The sequence below is a fragment of the Burkholderia sp. Ax-1719 genome (assembly GCF_011753055.1).
Taxonomy (GTDB): domain Bacteria; phylum Pseudomonadota; class Gammaproteobacteria; order Burkholderiales; family Burkholderiaceae; genus Paraburkholderia.
Map to the genome: position 1 here is coordinate 38,383 of NZ_VWWJ01000039.1, position 17,086 is coordinate 55,468.

General features: G+C 66.3%; 18 protein-coding genes. 9 read left to right on the plus strand and 9 right to left on the minus strand.

The window, feature by feature from the left end; genetic code table 11:
• Nucleotides 1–22: 22 nt before the first annotated feature.
• Both F3J17_RS33795 and lpxK read right to left on the minus strand, forming a co-directional pair.
• Nucleotides 23–226, minus strand: a complete 204-nt coding sequence (locus F3J17_RS33795; RefSeq protein WP_027817781.1) for a Trm112 family protein — start codon at nt 224–226, stop codon at nt 23–25.
• On the minus strand, nt 207–1,280 hold the full coding sequence (gene lpxK / locus F3J17_RS33800; RefSeq protein ID WP_167069834.1) for a tetraacyldisaccharide 4'-kinase: 1,074 nt from the start codon (nt 1,278–1,280) through the stop codon (nt 207–209). The genes F3J17_RS33795 and lpxK overlap by 20 nt, the downstream gene beginning before the upstream one ends.
• A gap of 418 nt (nt 1,281–1,698) precedes the next feature.
• Between lpxK and F3J17_RS33805 the strand changes: the two genes are divergently transcribed.
• The 4 genes from F3J17_RS33805 (at nt 1,699) to sodB (ending at nt 4,953) form a co-directional block, all read left to right on the plus strand.
• Entirely contained in the window at nt 1,699–1,875 is a 177-nt protein-coding gene (locus tag F3J17_RS33805; RefSeq protein ID WP_345891285.1) for a type II toxin-antitoxin system HicA family toxin, read from the plus strand.
• Complete coding sequence (locus tag F3J17_RS33810; RefSeq protein ID WP_167069838.1) at nt 1,872–2,210, plus strand: type II toxin-antitoxin system HicB family antitoxin; 339 nt, start codon at nt 1,872–1,874, stop codon at nt 2,208–2,210. The genes F3J17_RS33805 and F3J17_RS33810 overlap by 4 nt, the downstream gene beginning before the upstream one ends.
• A gap of 347 nt (nt 2,211–2,557) precedes the next feature.
• The gene (gene xseA / locus F3J17_RS33815; protein WP_167069840.1) at nt 2,558–3,928 is read left to right on the plus strand and encodes an exodeoxyribonuclease VII large subunit; all 1,371 of its coding nucleotides are present in this window, start codon (nt 2,558–2,560) and stop codon (nt 3,926–3,928) included.
• A 446-nt stretch (nt 3,929–4,374) separates the two neighbouring features.
• Nucleotides 4,375–4,953: a superoxide dismutase [Fe] gene (gene sodB, locus F3J17_RS33820; protein ID WP_167069842.1), complete on the plus strand. Its 579-nt coding sequence runs from the start codon at nt 4,375–4,377 to the stop codon at nt 4,951–4,953.
• A gap of 114 nt (nt 4,954–5,067) precedes the next feature.
• Here sodB and F3J17_RS33825 read toward each other — a convergent pair whose 3' ends face one another.
• Nucleotides 5,068–5,652, minus strand: a complete 585-nt coding sequence (locus F3J17_RS33825; RefSeq protein WP_167069844.1) for an isochorismatase family protein — start codon at nt 5,650–5,652, stop codon at nt 5,068–5,070.
• A gap of 62 nt (nt 5,653–5,714) precedes the next feature.
• On the opposite strand from F3J17_RS33825, the gene F3J17_RS33830 reads away from it, so the two are divergent.
• Nucleotides 5,715–6,374 carry a TetR/AcrR family transcriptional regulator gene (locus F3J17_RS33830; protein ID WP_167069846.1) on the plus strand — a complete coding sequence of 220 codons (660 nt, stop codon included), beginning with the start codon at nt 5,715–5,717 and terminating at the stop codon, nt 6,372–6,374.
• Between the two features lie 11 nt (nt 6,375–6,385).
• Here the strand turns inward: F3J17_RS33830 and clpP are convergent, their stop codons facing one another.
• Nucleotides 6,386–7,030 carry an ATP-dependent Clp endopeptidase proteolytic subunit ClpP gene (clpP, locus tag F3J17_RS33835; protein ID WP_167069848.1) on the minus strand — a complete coding sequence of 215 codons (645 nt, stop codon included), beginning with the start codon at nt 7,028–7,030 and terminating at the stop codon, nt 6,386–6,388.
• Nucleotides 7,031–7,237: 207 nt separating this feature from the next.
• Between clpP and F3J17_RS33840 the strand changes: the two genes are divergently transcribed.
• Nucleotides 7,238–8,233 (plus strand): sigma-70 family RNA polymerase sigma factor, encoded by a 996-nt coding sequence (locus F3J17_RS33840; protein ID WP_167069850.1) that lies wholly within the window; start codon nt 7,238–7,240, stop codon nt 8,231–8,233.
• On the opposite strand, the gene F3J17_RS33845 is transcribed toward F3J17_RS33840, so the two are convergent.
• From F3J17_RS33845 to F3J17_RS33855, 3 genes are all read right to left on the minus strand, one after another.
• Complete coding sequence (locus F3J17_RS33845; protein ID WP_167069852.1) at nt 8,230–9,501, minus strand: EAL domain-containing protein; 1,272 nt, start codon at nt 9,499–9,501, stop codon at nt 8,230–8,232. The genes F3J17_RS33840 and F3J17_RS33845 overlap by 4 nt on opposite strands.
• Before the next feature lie 268 nt (nt 9,502–9,769).
• Nucleotides 9,770–11,224, minus strand: coding sequence for a multidrug transporter subunit MdtD (gene mdtD / locus F3J17_RS33850; RefSeq protein WP_167069854.1), 1,455 nt, complete (start codon nt 11,222–11,224; stop codon nt 9,770–9,772).
• A gap of 93 nt (nt 11,225–11,317) precedes the next feature.
• Entirely contained in the window at nt 11,318–12,763 is a 1,446-nt protein-coding gene (locus F3J17_RS33855; RefSeq protein WP_167069856.1) for a PLP-dependent aminotransferase family protein, read from the minus strand.
• Nucleotides 12,764–12,943: 180 nt separating this feature from the next.
• On the opposite strand from F3J17_RS33855, the gene F3J17_RS33860 reads away from it, so the two are divergent.
• Nucleotides 12,944–13,309 (plus strand): DUF2917 domain-containing protein, encoded by a 366-nt coding sequence (locus tag F3J17_RS33860; RefSeq protein WP_167069858.1) that lies wholly within the window; start codon nt 12,944–12,946, stop codon nt 13,307–13,309.
• Nucleotides 13,310–13,388: 79 nt separating this feature from the next.
• Nucleotides 13,389–14,822, plus strand: coding sequence for a CoA transferase (locus F3J17_RS33865; RefSeq protein WP_167069860.1), 1,434 nt, complete (start codon nt 13,389–13,391; stop codon nt 14,820–14,822).
• A 16-nt stretch (nt 14,823–14,838) separates the two neighbouring features.
• Here the strand turns inward: F3J17_RS33865 and F3J17_RS33870 are convergent, their stop codons facing one another.
• The gene (locus F3J17_RS33870) at nt 14,839–15,585 is read right to left on the minus strand and encodes a GntR family transcriptional regulator (protein ID WP_027817767.1); all 747 of its coding nucleotides are present in this window, start codon (nt 15,583–15,585) and stop codon (nt 14,839–14,841) included.
• 159 nt (nt 15,586–15,744) lie between these two features.
• Here F3J17_RS33870 and F3J17_RS33875 point away from each other — a divergent pair, with 159 nt between their 5' ends.
• On the plus strand, nt 15,745–16,590 hold the full coding sequence (locus tag F3J17_RS33875; protein ID WP_167069861.1) for an aldo/keto reductase: 846 nt from the start codon (nt 15,745–15,747) through the stop codon (nt 16,588–16,590).
• Between the two features lie 232 nt (nt 16,591–16,822).
• Here the strand turns inward: F3J17_RS33875 and F3J17_RS33880 are convergent.
• Nucleotides 16,823–17,086: hypothetical protein (locus F3J17_RS33880; protein ID WP_205195082.1), on the minus strand; the 264-nt coding region annotated here is incomplete at its 5' end.

Sequence of the window (17,086 nt, forward strand, 5' to 3'; positions counted from 1 at the left end):
TAGTAAGGCGCAGGCCGACGGGTCAGGCCGAAGCGGGGCCGTTCGGATCGACGGGTGTGCCTTCGACGGTCTGACGGGCTTCGTCGACGAGCATGACGGGTATGCCGTCGCGGATCGGATAAGCGAGCTTGTCGGCGCTGCAGATCAGTTCCTGCGCGGCGCGATCGTAGCTGAGCGGGCCCTTGCAGATCGGGCAGACCAAAATTTCAAGCAGACGGGCGTCCACGGAGTTTCTCCACAACCAGGGTGATAAGGCGATGATCGAGCGCGGCTTGCACAGGGACAACCCAGATGCGCGCGTCGTTCCAGGCCCCCAATTTTACTGCATCCTTTTCGGTGACCAGGATGGCGTCGGCATCGATATCGGCGAACGGGTTCGAGGTGTAGTCGTAATGGTCGGGCAGCGGCAGCGTTTGCGGCGCGAGACCGGCCGCGCGCAAGGTGGCGAAAAAGCGCTCCGGCGAGCCGATGCCGGCCGCCGCGACGAGGCGCTGCGGCGCGCTGTTTGTGGTGTTTGCGCTGTTCGCGCCCGACTGCCCCGTGCCGAACTGCGCGAGCGGGCGGCGCAGTGCCGGGTTTGCCAGATGCCAGGCTTCGCCTGGCTCCAGCTTGAGCGCGAAGGTGTTGGGCCAATCGGGTAGGGCGCGCTCGAACGGATTGTTGATGAGCGTGGCGTCGCGGTGCCGCGAAAGCGGTTCGCGCAGCGGACCGGCGGGCAGCAGGAAGCCGTTGCCGCCCAGCCGGTGATCGAACACCACGAGTTCGAAGTCGCGTACGAGGCGATAGTGCTGCAGGCCGTCGTCGCTCACGATCACATCGACGTCGCGATGCGCCGCGCACAGGGCCTGCGCCGCCGCCACGCGGTCGGGCGAGACCCACACGGGCACGCCGGTGCGGCGGGCGATCAGCAACGGTTCGTCGCCGCAGGCGCGGGCGGACGTGGATGCCGTCACGGCGGTGGGGCGCTCGATTTTCGCGCCGTAGCCGCGCGATACAACGCCGGGCGAGTAGCCCGCCGCGCGCAGCGCTTCGACGAGCGCGATCACCGTGGGCGTCTTGCCCGTACCGCCCACCGTCACGTTGCCCACCACCACGACCGGCACGCCCACGCGCACCGATTTGAGCCAGCCGGCCGCAAAGGCCGCGCGGCGCGCGCCGCTCACGGCTGCGAACACGGCGGCCAGCGGCGAGAGCACCCACGCGAGCGGGCCGCGCTCCTGCCATGCGCGCGCAATCGTGCTTTCGGTGCGTGCCTTGAAGTCGGCGAGAGGCGTGCTCATCGGCAGGCGCGGGGTATCGGGTTCGCGTCCGATGCGGGCATCGGACGGCAGGACGGCATGGGCATCGGAGCGGTTCTCCTGTTCGGAAGGGGCGCACGGCGCGAGAGAGCGGCGATCGGTCTGTGTAGGCCGTTGCGTGGCCAACCGCGGACCAATCTGAGGCCGACGTGAACCTGGCACTCTAGCGCGGGTGGGTGAGGGGCGGCAAGCCGCGTGGCCGTTTGCGCCAAGGTGGTGAAAGATTTGCGCCAGTCGGCATTGGCGACGGATTGCTGCAAGAGGACGGCCGAATCTGGAGCATGATACTAATTTTTAGTATCATTGTTTCTTACGCATTCGCATGAAAGCCAGACACGAAAGGACGCTTGAGCACATTTTCTCGCGCCCGACGCCAGCGGGCGTCAGGTGGGCCGACGCTGTGGCGCTGATGCGCGAACTGGGCGCGGAAATCGAAGAGCGCGAAGGTTCTCGCGTCGCGATTTTCCTGTTTGGCCAGATCAAGGTGATGCATCGCCCTCATCCGTCGCCGGATATGGACAAAGGTGCGGTTACGTCGCTGCGAAGGTGGTTCGAAGACAATGGAGTGAAGCCGTGATCAACATCATGAAAATTGCTGGCCACAAGGCCGTCATCGCCTACGATCCGGACATCGACATGTTTCGCGGTGAATTCGTGGGGCTGAACGGTGGCGCCGACTTTTACGCGACCGACGTCGCCGGTTTGCATCTCGAAGGCGAGCAATCGTTGAAGGTATTTCTCGAAGAATGTGAGCGGCGCAACGTCGAGCCCTACAAGCAGTATTCCGGTCGTTTCGTCCTGCGCACTTCGTCCCACGCGCATGAGGCGGCGGCGACCGCGGCGGCGGCTCAGGGCATGAGCCTGAACCAATGGGCGGCAAACATTCTAGAACAGGCCGCCACGGCCGACTGACGCAGCATTTCACGTAAACCGCTATTCTCCCTTCCCCCGGAAATTCCACGCCCTGTGGACAACTTTGTGGAGAAGTCGGTGCCGGGCGGCCGCAAAGGCCCGTTCGTGCGCCTTTCCATCGGTGTAAGGTACGGATGGGCGAATAAAAATCCTATTTGAATCAATGGGATAGATCGTATTTTAGCGTTTGCGCGGTATCCGTCGCAAATATGACAATTCATGTAGCCAATGTGGAAACATCGCCGCGCCCGCGCGCTGGGAGCGTTTCCTGCTGGACTCCGGCCCCCTGAACGGTCTATCGTCTGGGCGGGCCGCCTCGCGTCCGCTGCTTATCCACACCCTCTGCCATGTTCTCCGATCGCCTTTCTTCTCCGCCTGGCGGCGACGTCGTCGTCCCGGTTTCGGCGCTCAATCGCGCCATTGGCGCCATGCTCGAGCGCAGCTTCCCGCTTGCCTGGATTTCCGGCGAAGTGTCGAATTTCACGCGCGCCGCGAGCGGTCACTGGTACTTCTCGATCAAGGACGCGCAGGCGCAGATCCGCTGTGTGATGTTCCGCGGCCGTGCCCAGTACGCCGAATTCACGCCGCGCGAAGGCGACCGCATCGAGGTGCGCGCGCTCGTCACGATGTACGAGCCGCGCGGCGAACTCCAGTTGAACGTCGAGGCGGTACGCCGCACCGGGCAGGGGCGCCTCTACGAAGCCTTCCTGCGCCTGAAGGCCCAGCTCGAAGCCGAAGGCCTCTTCGACGAAGCGCGCAAGCGCGAACTGCCCACGCATCCGCGCGCCATCGGCGTGATTACGTCGATGCAGGCCGCCGCGCTGCGCGACGTGCTCACCACACTGTGCCGCCGCGCGCCGCATGTGCCGGTGATCGTCTATCCGGCGCCGGTGCAGGGCGCGGGCTCGGCGGAAAAGCTCACGGCGATGCTGGAGACCGCCAACGCGCGCAACGAAGTCGATGTGATCGTGCTGTGCCGCGGCGGCGGCTCGATCGAGGATCTCTGGTCGTTCAACGACGAAGCGCTGGCGCGCGCGATTGCGGCGAGCGGGATTCCGGTCGTGAGCGGCGTGGGCCACGAAACCGATTTCACCATCGCCGATTTCGCCGCCGACGTGCGTGCGCCCACGCCTACCGGCGCTGCCGAACTGGTGAGCCCGCAGCGCGTGCTGCTGCTGCGCGAGCTGGATCAACGTCACGCGACGCTCGCGCGTGGGTTTGGCCGCCTGATGGAACGCCGCGCGCAGCAACTCGACTGGCTCGCGCGGCGGCTGGTGTCGCCGGCCGAGCGCCTGGCGCAGCAGCGCTCGCATCTGCGTCAACTGGCAATCCGGCTGGCATCGGCGGGTTCGCGCTCGACCGCGCAGGCGCGCGCGAGCTTTAACGTCGTGCAGATGCGCTGGCAGCGCACGCGTCCGGACGCGGCGGCGCAGCGCGTCCAGGTCGAAGCGCTCGAACGACGTCTGGACGCCGCGTTTTCGCGTGGTCGCGAACGTGCCGTTGCGCGTGTGTCGGAACTTTCGGCGCGGCTCGAAGTGCTCAGTCCGCAGCGCACCCTGGAACGCGGCTATGCGGCGCTGCTCGACGCGCAGAGCGGGGCCGCCGTGCGCGCGCCGACGGCGCTCAAGCCGGGCAAGCGCCTGACCGTGCATCTCGCCCAGGGCAGCGCCGATGTTGCGCTCGCCGATGTGCAGCCGCGTCTGTCCGAAGGTTTCTGAAGCCGTTTCGAAAAACCGTCTTACGGGCGCGTTGCGAGGCTGGCAACGCCGCGGCAATGGCGCCTGCAACGCTTTTGCAATCTTTGCAGGCGATGCTGGAAGCGCGGCGCTCGGGCAGCGGGCGCGCTGCATGCGCATAACGCGACGCATAGACAGCATTTGCACTGTCCGGACAACGCCTTGCGCCAACCGGACAGCAGCCATGCCGCCCGTGCGGCGAGCTGGTACGGCGAGGCCGCAGAGGTTCACCCGACGCACTCGAAAGCCGCTGAAAACAGGCGTGAAAGCCTTGTCCGGCGCATGTTCGGCATAATGTCCGCTGGTTTGCGGGGTTATTCCAACTCGCCTACAATCGAGTGCTCAATGCCGGTCTATACGTAGAATTTCACGTAGTTCACGTAGAACTTCAAGCAGAACTCCCCATAACACGACGAAGGAACCGCATCATGTCATTTACGCTCCCGCCGCTGCCGTTCGCGAAGAACGCTCTTGCTCCGAACATGTCGGAAGAGACGCTCGAGTTCCACTACGGCAAGCATCACCAGGCTTACGTCACCAACCTGAACAACCTGATCCCGGGCACCGAGTTCGAAAAGCTTTCGCTCGAAGAGATCGTCAAGAAGTCGTCGGGTGGCGTGTTCAACAACGCAGCCCAGGTCTGGAACCACACGTTCTTCTGGAACAGCCTCTCCCCGCAAGGCGGCGGCGCACCGACGGGCGCGCTGGGCGACGCGATCAACGCAAAGTGGGGCTCCTACGACGCGTTCAAGGAAGCGTTCTCGAAGGCTGCAGTCGGCAACTTCGGTTCGGGCTGGACGTGGCTCGTGAAGAAGGCTGACGGCTCGCTCGACATCGTGTCGACCAGCAACGCTGCTACGCCGCTCACGACCGACGCAACCGCGCTGATCACGATCGACGTGTGGGAACACGCTTACTACATCGACTACCGCAACGCGCGTCCGAAGTTCGTCGAAGCGTACTGGAACATCGTGAACTGGGACTTCGCAGCGAAGAACTTCGCGTAAGTCTTTCGGTTCGCGCGCCGTGTAGTCATTGCGCGGCGCCGTAAAAAAAGCCCTCGATTCGCATCGAGGGCTTTTTTGTTTGCTACGCGCGCCTTAGTGACGCTTTAGCGCCGATTACGCCAGTGCGGCGATCGTTTGCTCCGTCGAGCGCACATGGCCCATGTGGCGGAACAGTTTGTCGAACGTGAAGTGATGCATCTCTTCGTTGAGCGCCGACGTCGCGTCTTCGACGAAAACCAGCTTGAAGCCGAAGTCGAAGGCCGCGCGCGCGGTGGACTCCACGCCGAAGTTGGTCGCGATGCCGCCGAGCACGATCGTGTCGATGCCGCGGCGACGCAACTGCTGTTCGAGATTGGTGCCGTAGAACGCGCCCCATTGGCGCTTGGCGACGATCACGTCGCCGTCCTGCGCACCGATTTCCGGCACCAGCTCGGAAGCGATGGCCGGGGCGAGCGGCGCGTCGGGCGTGCGCGTGGGCGCATCGGCGGGCAGTGCGAGAATTTCGTTGAGCAGCACGTGCACCCAGACGACCGTGCCGCCTTTGGCGCGCAACGCATCGGCGAGCGCGCGACCTTTTTCGACCACTTGCGCGCCGCTATGGGGCGCGATGGGGCGGCTCACGATACCGTGTTGCAGATCGATCATCACGAGCGCGGTCTTGCGCGGATCGAGCGAGAGGGAAGAGAGAGCTTGCGTCATGGTGCACCATTATGTGAGGATAGCCTCACATATAATACACGAATGTGAGGGAGGACTCAGATATGGCGGCCACACCGCTGCGGCCAGGCGCTGCGTCTAGTGTGTCGAAGGATGCGTCAAAGGAAGCCGCGCGCCGCGTGCCGCGCCAGGAACGCGCTGCGCGCACCGTTGAGGCGCTGCTCGAAGCGGCGGCGCAGGACTTTGCCGAACGCGGTTTCGAGGGCGCGACCATGACGCAGATCGCGCAGCAGGCGGGCGTGTCGATCGGCGCGGCGTACCAGTATTTCCGCAACAAGGACGAGCTTGCGCTGGCGCTGCGTCAGCAGTATGGCAACGACATGGATGCGCGCTGGAGCGCTTTTATCGAAGCCCAGGCCGATGAACCCGCCTTGCCGCCCGCGCAGCTTGCCGAGCGCCTGTTCGACATGATGGTCGATCTGATGGACACCTTTCCGGCGTATTTGCCGTTGTTGTCCGCGTCGCTCGACTTCCGGCGCGATGCCGCCGCGCGCAACAAGCTGCGACTGCGGTTTTCGACACTGTTTCGCCGCTACAACGAAGCGCTGTCCGCCGACGAGGCCTACCGTATCGCCGAAGTCATGCTGCAGGTGGTCAAGAGTCTGAACCCGCTTTACGCCGCCGCGAAGCCCAGGGAGCGCAAGCTGCTGGTGGCCGAATACAAGGGCGTGCTGGCGGCGTGGCTGGCGGTTCGCCTGGTGTAACGCTGCTAGTGCTAGCGCGGCAGGTGTTCGTCGCGCGCATGCAGCACGCGGTCGATCAGACCGTATTCCGCCGCCGCCTCCGACGACATGAAATGATCGCGGTCGGTGTCGCGCACGATGTCGGCGATGTCGCGGCCGGTGTGCGCGGCCAGCATCGCGTTCAGGCGCTCGCGCTGATACAGCACCTCGCGCGCCTGCACTTCGACATCGGCGGCCGTGCCCTGGCTGCCGCCCGAAGGCTGATGGATCATGATGCGGGCGTTCGGCAGTGCGAAGCGTTTGCCGCGCGTACCGGCGGCCAGCAGAAACGATCCCATGCTGGCGGCGAAACCGGTGCATAGCGTGGAGACATCGGGCTTCACGAACTGCATGGTGTCGTGGATCGCCATGCCGTCATAGACCGAGCCGCCCGGCGAGTTGATGTACAGGCTGATGTCTTTCTCCGGATTTTCGGCTTCGAGAAACAGCAGTTGAGCGACCACGACGCTCGCTGTCTGCTCCGTTACCGGGCCGACCAGAAACACGATCCGTTCGCGCAGCAGACGCGAGTAAATGTCGTAGGCCCGTTCGCCGCGGCCTGAGGTTTCGATGACGGTTGGCACCAGGTTGAGCGCTTGCGGCGCGATTGCTGCATGATGCTGGAGGTTGGCGTGCATGGGAGGCCTCGGGTGGAGTTGGGCGCAGCACGGTCTGGCTGGGCCACTGCCTTCAAGACGCGCCTCGCGTCCCGCGTGTGACGGGAATATTTTTGCCGATGGCTGTCACATCGGCGCTGCGCCGGACGTCATGAGGGAAGGACGGCGCGGGCCGTCCGCGAAAACAGGGCGCGGGTCGTGGGTGCGCCAGGCAAAGGAGCGACGCGAATGACGTTGATCGACGAAATGCGCAATCAGGAGCAGATGCAGACGCCAACTCTGACTCAGACGCACGAAGCGCCCGCATGGGACGAGGCGCGCCGCGCGTGCGCGTTCGAGAAAGAGCGTGCGCGCCTGCTGGCGCTGGCCGCGCGCGTGCTGGGCAGTCGCGCGGAGGCCGAAGACGTCGTGCAGGACGCGTGGTTTCGCTGGCGTGACGCCGACGCCGCAGCGGTCCACACGCCGCAGGCATGGCTCGCCACGGTGACGGTGCGCCTCGCCATCGACCGGGTGCGCAAGCTACGCCGCGACAGCGCAGCCACAGCCGCGCTCGCGGGCGAACTCTCCTGGCTGGATGGCTGCGCGCCATCGGCGGAAGAAACCGGTTTGCGCGCCGCGCATCTCTCGCAGGCGTGGCTGATGTTGCTGGATCGGCTCGGGCCGCTGGAGCGGGCCGTGTTCGTGCTGCGCGAGGCTTTCGAGTGCGATTACGCCGAGATTGCCGCGCTGACCGGCTGTACGCTCGCGCATTGCCGCCAGATCGTGCATCGCGCGCATGGCCGGCTGTCGCGCGAGGCGAGAGAATCCGCGCCTGCCGATGCGGCGCAGCACGCGCGCACGGTCGAGCGCTTGCGCGAAGTGCTGCACGCGCAGGATCGGCCTGGCTTGATGGATCTGCTAGGGGTGACCGCGACCGCGCTGGCGAGTGCTTCCGCGTCCCGCCTGCCTCGCGCACTGCGCGTCGAAACGCTCGCGCTCGACGGTGAGCCTGGCGTCGCGCTGATCGCCGAAGACGGGGCGTTGTGCGCCTGGCTGCACCTGCGCGAACGCCAGCGCAGTGGCGACGGCGGCGTCATGCCCGTGGTCTGCATGGGCGGATCGGCCACGTTGGAGAACGCAAATCGTGCGTTCGGCGGCGCGGCGGTGCGCGCCGTGCTGGCCCAATACCGCCACTACACACAGCACGCGGCGTCGAACGAAGCCGCGCTCGCCGTTCTCGCCTAGCCGCGTTGCGCGGCTTCCCAGTTGATGTCGACGCATAGCACCTGCAGGCCGTGCGCCGTCTGCGCGGCGATCGAGGCCGTCACGCACAGGTGGGCCTCGTTGATCGACAGATAGGGCGGCGTGAACTGTACGCTGCCCGGCGCCTTCATCGCGCCGATAAAGTACGGCCGGCGTTCCCAGCTTGCGCCTTCGGAATGCAATAGCGGACGGAAGCGCTTGGCGCGCTGCGAGGTGCGGCCGTCCGGCAGCACGTTGTCGCCGATCTGGCGGCCCGAGGCGTCCAGCAGGAAGCTGCGCGCCGTCTCGGCGAGGCCGAGCAGCGGCAGGGTGGCGTCGCCCATGCTCGCGCCGGCGGCCAGCTGTGCCGCCGCCGCTTCGAGGGCGCTGACATATGGCGCGAGACGCGCGCACTGGGTCCGCTCGCGTGCGCTCACGCGCTCGCGCAGGCGTGCTGACAGATCGTCCATCAACTGCGCGGCGACGGCCGGTGGCACCGGCTCCACGTCGGGCCGCGCGAAGTGCGCGCCCTGCACGAAATCCGCGCCGCTTTCCAGCGCGATCAGCGCGTCGCGCTCGGTCGACAGTCCGCCCACCAGCACCAGCTGGCCGGACTCATGCAGCATCGACACCAGACCTGGCAGCACGCGCTCGATGTGCGCGTGGCGGCTCGCCTGCGCCAGCAGACTGCGGTCGAGCGTGACGATATCCGGGCGCAGTTGCCATACGCGGTCGATGTTCGAATGCTTGGCGCCGAAGCCGTCCAGCGCGATCACGAAACCGGCCTTGCGCAGCGAATCGATGATCTCGGCGAAACGCGAATTCTCGCCGCCCGCCTGTTCGGAGACTTCCAGCACCACGCGCTGCGGTGGCAGGCCGAGCGCCTTGATGCCGGCGAGCAGGGCGTCGCCGTAGCTCGTGTCCATCAGCGCGGCGGGATGCAGGCTCAGGAACAGCCATTCGTCATGCGAATCGAAGGCGTTGAAATTGCCCAGATGCAGCGATTCGGCCAGACGGCCGAGTTCGAGCAGGTCGCCGCGGCGCGCCGCCTGGGTGAAGACCTCCTGCGACGGCACCTGCTGGCCCTGTTCGTCGTGCGCGCGCAGCGACGCGTGATAGCCGATCGCGCGGCGGTGGGCGACCGAAAACACCGGCTGGAACACACTGAAAACGGTGTATCCGCCGTAGAGCACGGTGCGCCGGGCGCCTTCTTCGCCCGCGATGGGGCGCGACTGGTAGCCGGGGGGATCGAGGTCGATCATGCTGTTCATAGGCCTGAATGGCGCGCGCTCTGGGTGGTGCCGGAGTCGTCCCTGTCGGGCCGTCCCGAACCTTGCGCGCGATCCTCAAGTTTACATTACTGGATAGGCGTGCAAAAAGTATGCGCGTTCAGGCACAAGGCGGATCGGATGATTCGCGCGGGATATCGACGATATTGAGACGCCGGGCGGTGCCTCGCGGCGGTTCGCAAGGCACCCGCGCGGCGCGCTTCATGCACCGTCGCGGTGCGCGTGTTCGCTGTGTTCAGGTCCGCTGCGTTCAGGTTCGCTCGGACGGATCGGTTTTCTTCGCCGCGCGCCGCACATCGTCGGAAAGCTGGGCGAAGATCCACGACGAGGCCGCCGTGATGACGCCCACGCACACAAAGGTGGCGTGGAACGCCGGGATCACGTTCGAGGCTGTCATGTGGCCGATCAAACCTGTGAAAGCGGTGAGCATCGCGCCCGCCACCGTCACGCCCAGACTCATCGAGAGCATCTGCACGAGCGAGAACAGGCTGTTGCCGCTGCTCGCGCCGCCCATGCCGAGGTCCTTGAGCGTGAGCGTGTTCATCGCCGTGAACTGCATCGAGTTGACGCCGCCGAATACGGCCAGCTGCAAGATGCGCAGCCACAGCGGCTCGTTCGGCGTGGACAGCGCGAAGCTCGCCATCATCAGACCGACCAGCACCGTATTCACCACCAGCACGCGCCGGTAGCCCACGCGCGTGATCAGATGCGTGACGAGGCGCTTGGAACCCATGCCGGCGGCGGCGACCGGCAGCATCATCAGACCTGCTTCGAACGGCGTGTAGCCCAGCGCGACTTGCAGCAGCAGGGGAATCAGATACGGCATCGCGCCGCTGCCGATGCGCGCGAACAGATTGCCGAGCAGCCCCACGCTGAAGGTGTGGATCTTGAAGAGTTCGAGCGAGAAGATCGGCCGGGGCGAGCGCTGCGCGTGCAGCCCATAGGCCACGAAGGCGGCGAGCGAGACCACCAGCAGCACCAGCACGACCGCTTGCGGAATGCCCAGTTCGGAGTGGCCGTCGAGCGCGAACGAGATCGTCACCATGCCGGTCACGAGCAGCAGGTAGCCGGGCACGTCGAATTTCGGCGTGTCGGGATTGCGGCTGTCGGGCATGAAGATGAAGGTGAAAATGCAGCCCACCACGCCCACCGGCACATTGATCAGGAAGATCCAGTGCCAGGAGGCGATCTGCACGAGCCAGCCGCCCAGCGTCGGACCGATCAGCGGGCCGATCAAACCCGGGATCGCCACGAACGAGAGCGCGGGCAGGTAGCGTTCGGCCGGGAACGTGCGCAGCACGGCAAGACGCCCGACCGGCAGCAGCATCGCGCCGCCCACGCCCTGCGCAATGCGCGAGAGCACCAGCTGGTCCAGCGTATGAGCGCTCGCGCACAGCAATGAGCCGACGGTGAACACGAAGATCGCGCCGAGAAACACCCGACGCGTGCCGAGTTTGTCGGCGAGCCAGCCCGAGACGGGGATCATGACCGCCATCGTCAGCGAATAGGCGATCACGACTGATTGCATGCGCAACGGTAATTCGCCGAGACTCGTCGCCATCGCGGGCAGCGCCGTGTTGACGATGGTCGAGTCGAGCGTCTGCATGAAGAAGCCCGTGGCGACCAGCCACAGCATCACCGACAGCGATCGTGGCGAAGGTGTGCTGCTGGAGGCGACGCTGGAGGTGGTGCTGGGTTCTGACATGGGACGGGCGGCTTGGCGTGGCGGGCTTCGACATTGTAGAGAACCCGGCGCGCCCGCGCGCTCAAGAGGCTGGCGTTCTTCGCGGCGCCTGGCTCACAGGCGCGCCGCCGCCGCGAAGAACGCCTGCGCGCGTGGGTCCAGCGCGAACGCCGCGTTGATGCGCAGCCACGGGCTGGGTTCGCCGTGTGGGCGGAAGTGGCTGCCCGGCGATGCGCTCACGCCGAACGGCTCGCCGTAGGCCACCAGACGCGCCGAATCGTCGATATGCGGTACGCGCGCCCACACGAACTTGCCGCCCATCTGCTGATGGGTGCGTCCGCTGCCTTGCAGGCCGGTCGCGCTGGCCGGTCCGCCGAACAGTTCCCAGCCGTGCTCTTCCAGCGTGCGCGTGGCCGTGCCTAGCGCTTCGGCGATACGCCTGCGCAGCCGCTCCAGATACTTGCGGTAAGCGCCGCGCTCCAGCAGCGTGGCCGCCACCGCCTGGGTGAAGCGCGAACCGCTGATGGTGGTCAGCGCCTTGATCGCAGCGAGATCGCGCACGATGGCGGGACTCGCGACCACATAACCCACACGCAGCGAGGACGACAGCGTCTTCGACAGCCCGCTCACATAGACCACATGCTCGAACTGATCGAGCGCGGCGAGGCGGTCGGTGGGATCGGTCTGGAAATCGGCGTAGATATCGTCTTCGACGATGGTGAAGCCGTGCTCGCGCGCGAGCTGCAGCAGCCGGAACGCCACGGGCGGGGAGATCGTCGTGCCGGTCGGGTTGTGGAACACCGTGTTGACGAAGAACGCGCGCGGACGATGCTGCGCGAGCAGCGCATGCAGGTGGTCGAGATCGGGGCCGCTCGCGGTGCGCCGCACGCCCACCAGGCGCAGGCCGTGCAGCTTCAGGAGTCCGTAGAGGTTGTAGTAGCCGGGGTCTTCCACGAACACGGTGTCGCCGGGCTTGAGCATGTAACGGATCATCAGGTCGAGGCCTTCGCTCGCGCCTTCGGTGACCAGGATCTGCGAGGCATCGGCAGCAATGCCGAGCGGCGCGAGACGGTTGCGCAGATGTTCGCGCAGCGTTGCTTCGCCCAGCGGCGAACCGTAGTCGACCAGACTCGATGGGTCGGTGCGCGAGACGTGGCGGATCGCCTGGCCAATGGCGTCGACGTCGCGCCACGCCTGGGGCACCACGCCGCTGTCGAGTTGCAGCGTCTCGCTCGGGCGGCTCAGGTGCGCGACCAGATGATCCGATTCGTCGACGGCATTCGCGATGTCGCAGGTGCCCATGCCCGCCATGCCCGCGCGCGCGTACTCGCTCACGTAAAAGCCCGAACCCTGGCGCGAATCCAGCCAGCCGAGCGACACCAGCCGGTCGTAGGCCTCGATCACGGGAAAGCGGCTGATGCGGTAATCGGCGGCAAGCTGGCGGATCGACGGCAGGCGCGCACCCGGATGCGCCGAGCGCGAGCGAATCCAGGTCTGCACGCCGGCGACGATCTGTTCGGTGAGCGGCACGCTGCTGGCGCGGTCGAGTTCGAGTTTCATGCGAGGTGTACGTGATTGCGGGCCAAAGTGTCCGGTTTTTTGACTGGACAGTTCCGGGCTAACTGTTCGGAACTGTGCATGTAGTCGCCTGACACTGACGGCAATAATGCTCCCATCCGGAACACGCTTCAAGGCGCTTTTTTCAGCCACTGGCGAAGCGATATGGCGAGGAGCACGGCAATGCGCGAAATCCGAATTTTCGAACTGGAACACGGCGAACCTGCCGAAACCTGGCAACTGGCGCAGGCGATGCAACTGCACGTCAGCGAGGGCGAACTCTGGCTCACCATCGGCGGCGATGCCCACGATTACTGGCTGCGCGCGGGCGAATCGATGACGCTGGTGGCGGGCGCGCGCGTCTGGCTGAGCGCGGGCGACGAGGGCGCGCGTTTCGTGCTGGCGCTTGGCGGCGCATCGGCGCGCGCGGCGGTGGTGTTGCAGCGTGATCGCAGTGCGCCAGGTTTGGCTGGCTGGGTCGCGCAGGCGCTGCGCAGTGTGCGCTCGCGTGCGGCGCGTGCCGCCTTGAACCATCCCGCAGCGGGTTGATTATCTCGGTCAAGATTGATCGCGGCGGGGCGCTGCCCGTAACCTGACTGGACTTCATTCACGCCCACAGGACGCTGCCATGACGCCCCGCGACGCACTCGAACATCTCTGGATGCTGGCCCATCCGCACGAAGCTGGCCATGAAGCCGTTGGCCATGAAGCCGCTGCGCTCGATCTGATCGACGTGCACGGTGACGATCCCGCTCTGCCGTCGGTGTTTCGCGTCGGCACGCTGGCGGCGGCGTCGATTGGCGCGGCGGGGCTGGCAGCCGCGCGTTTTCACGCGCTGCGCGGCGGCCCGGATCAGCGCGTGTCGATCGACGTGCGCCGTGCGCTGGCGGCGTTTCGCAGCGAACGCTATCTGAGCGTCGATGGCGGCGCGCCGTTCGAGTTGCGCCATCCGGTGACGGGTTACTTCGAGACGCGCGATGGCCGCTGGATCCAGCTGCACGCGAATTTTGCCCATCATTTGCAGGGCATTCTGCGCGTGCTCGGTTGCGGCGATAGCCACGACGAGGTCGCGCGTGCGATCCGCTCGAACTGGGACGGCGCGGCGCTCGACACGGCGCTGGCCGAAGCGGGGCTGTGCGCCGCGCTTGTGCGCACGCCGCGCGAATGGGCCGCGCACGAACAGGCACAAGCGGTGGCGAGCCTGCCGCTGTTCGAGATCGAACGCATCGGCGATGCCGACGCGCCTGCGCTGCAACCCGGAGAGCGTCCGCTCGAAGGCGTGCGCGTGGTCGATCTCACGCGCATCATCGCGGGGCCGGTGGCGGGGCGCACGCTCGCGCATCACGGCGCCGACGTGCTGCTCATCAACGGTCCGCATCTGCCCAATATCGCGCCGCTGGTGATCGACAATGGCCGCGGCAAGCGCTCGGCCACGCTCGATCTGCGCGAGGCGGCGGGCCGCGAGCAACTGCACAGCCTGATTCGAGACGCCGATGTGTTTCTGCAAGGCTATCGCCCCGGCGCGCTCGCCGCGCATGGCTTCGCGCCGGAGGTGCTGGCGCGCGAGCGGCCCGGCATCGTCTGCGTGTCGATCTGCGCGTACTCGCATCGCGGACCGTGGCACGCGCGGCGTGGCTTCGACAGCCTCGTGCAGTCGGCGAGCGGCATCGTCTGGAGCGAGAGCACAGTGGCGGGCACGCAGTCTGGTTTCGATACGCCGCGCCCGCTGCCGTGTCAGGCGCTCGATCATGCAACGGGCTATCTCGCGGCGTTCGCCACGATGGTGGCGCTGGCGCGGCGCGCGCGTGAGGGCGGCAGCTGGCACGTTCGCCTGTCGCTTGCGCAGACGGGCCGCTGGCTGCAAACGATGGGCATGCTGGAGAACGGGCAACAGGCGCCCGAGGTGAGTGCGCAGGACGTGGCCGATTGCCTCGAAGAAACGCTCACGCCGTTTGGACGCGTGCGCGCCGTGAAGCCTGCCGAGCAACTCGAACGCACGCCGGCGTTCTATGCGCGCCCGTGCGTGCCGATCGGCACCGATCGGCCGCAGTGGGGCGAATGAGGCGCCTCGATGGCGCTTACTTGCGCAGTTCCGCGACGAAGTCGTAGTAGTCGTTGCGGCAGTAAGTATCGGTGAGTTCGATGGCGCGTTGATCGGCGGTATAGCCCACGCGCGTGATGAGCAGCAGCGCTTCGTTGGGCGCGATGCTCATCTGCTTCGCGATCTCCTCGCTCGCATTCACCGCGCGAAAGTGCTGCAACGCGCGCACGATCGACAGTCCGCGCTGCTCCAGAAAACTGTAAAGCGAATCGCCGATGGCGTTCGGATCGGGGATCAGCGCGGCGGGGAAAGTCGAATTTTCGACGGCCATGACGATGCCGTCCGCCAGACGCAGGCGCTTCAGACGCGTGACGGCAGCAGCGGGCGAAAGCCCGAGCTGGATCACTTCGTCGCGGCTGGCCGGCTGGATCTCGCGCGAGAGCCAGCGCGAAGCGGGCGTGAAGCCGCGCTGACGCAACATCTCCGAAAAACTCGTGAGCCGCGAGAGCGGATCTTCATAGCGCGGCGTGATGAAACTGCCGGCTCCTTGCGTGCGGCGGATCAGACCTTGCTCGACCAGCAGCGCGATGGCCTTGCGCGCGGTGATGCGCGACACGCCCAGCGCGTCGGCGAGCACGCGCTCGGAGGGCAGCGCTTCTCCGGCGGCCCAGCGATTGTCGTGAATCGCATCGCTGAGCTTGCGGGCGAGCTGCAGATAAAGCGGCGTATCGTTGTCCGGGTCCGGGCGCAGGCCGTGCCAGCGGTCTTCCGTGGGTTCGTTCATGGGAGGCAGGCATGAAAGGCGAACGGCAATTTTATGACATAGGCGCGCCCGCGCGGAAATGACCGGCTTATCGCTCGACGCATGAAGCGGTGTCGATCGCGGCGCTACACTCGTTGTTTAGCCAATTGTTTGCTCAGTTTCCCCGAAAAGGACGACACCATGACGACCGATATCGCCAGTATCGCGTTGCCCGGCGGCGAGCGCATCGCGAAGCTCGGGCAGGGCACGTGGGAAATGGGCGAGCGTGCTGCGCGCCGCGCCGACGAAATCGCCGCGCTGCGCGAAGGCGTGGCGCTCGGCATGACGCTCATCGATACCGCCGAAATGTACGGCGACGGCGCGACCGAAACACTGGTGGGCGAAGCGCTCGATGGATTACGCGAAGAGGTCTTTCTCGTCAGCAAGGTCTATCCGCACAACGCCAGCCGACGCGGCGTCGAACGTGCCTGTGAAGCGAGCCTCAAACGCCTGGGCACCGACCGGCTCGATCTCTATCTGCTGCACTGGCGCGGCGGCGTGCCGCTCGAAGAAACCGTCGCGGGTTTCGAGGCGCTGATGCGCGCGGGCAAGATCCGCTACTGGGGCGTCAGCAACTTCGACACCGAAGACATGGAAGAGCTCTTCGCGATTCCCGGCGGCGAAGCCTGCGCGATGAACCAGATTCTCTACAACGTCGCGCGGCGCGGGCCGGAATTCGATCTGTTGCCGTGGAGCGCAGAGCAGGGCGTGCCGGTGATGGCTTATAGCCCCGTCGATCATGCGCGCTTGCCCAAACGCTCGCCGCTCGACGATATCGCGGCGGCGCATGGTGTGTCGGTGTATCAGGTGGCGCTCGCATGGGTGTTGCGCGAGGCAGGCGTGTGCGCGATTCCGAAAGCGGGGCGCATCGACCATGTGCGTGATAACCGCGCCGCGCTCGATCTCGTGCTGGGCGCGCAGGATTACGCCGCGCTTGACGCTTATTTCAAGCCGCCGCGCGCCAAACGTGCGCTGGAGATGCTGTAGGGAAGGGGAGTAGCGCGCGGGGGAGAAGCGGGGCGCGCTACGTCGTCGAATCGATCAGGCTAAAGCTTGCCGCGAAGCAAGCAGACACAGCCGCTTGCCGCACTCCGGCCACCGGCGGCGGTTTCCGGCCGGGGGACCGGAAAACCGCCGCCGTTGCTGCCTGGAGTGGCGTGACCGACCGTCACGCCAATTCGGGGTGGCAGCAGCGGCGCATGTGCACCGCCGTGCGAGTTCAATGACTGCCGCCATTGCCGCCACCGTGGCCTCCGCCGCTCCCGCCGCCCGGGCCGCCAGACGAACCACCCTTGCCGAATCCACCGCTGCCGAAGCCGCCTCCGAAGCCACCGCTACCGAAGCCGCCTCCAAAACCACCGCTGCCAAAGCCGCCGCCGAAGCCGCCGCCATGACCGCCGCTACCGGCGCCGCTGCCGCTGCTGCCACCGCTGCCGCAACCGCAGCCGCTCGAACCGCCGCTGCTACCGCCGCCGCCGCCACC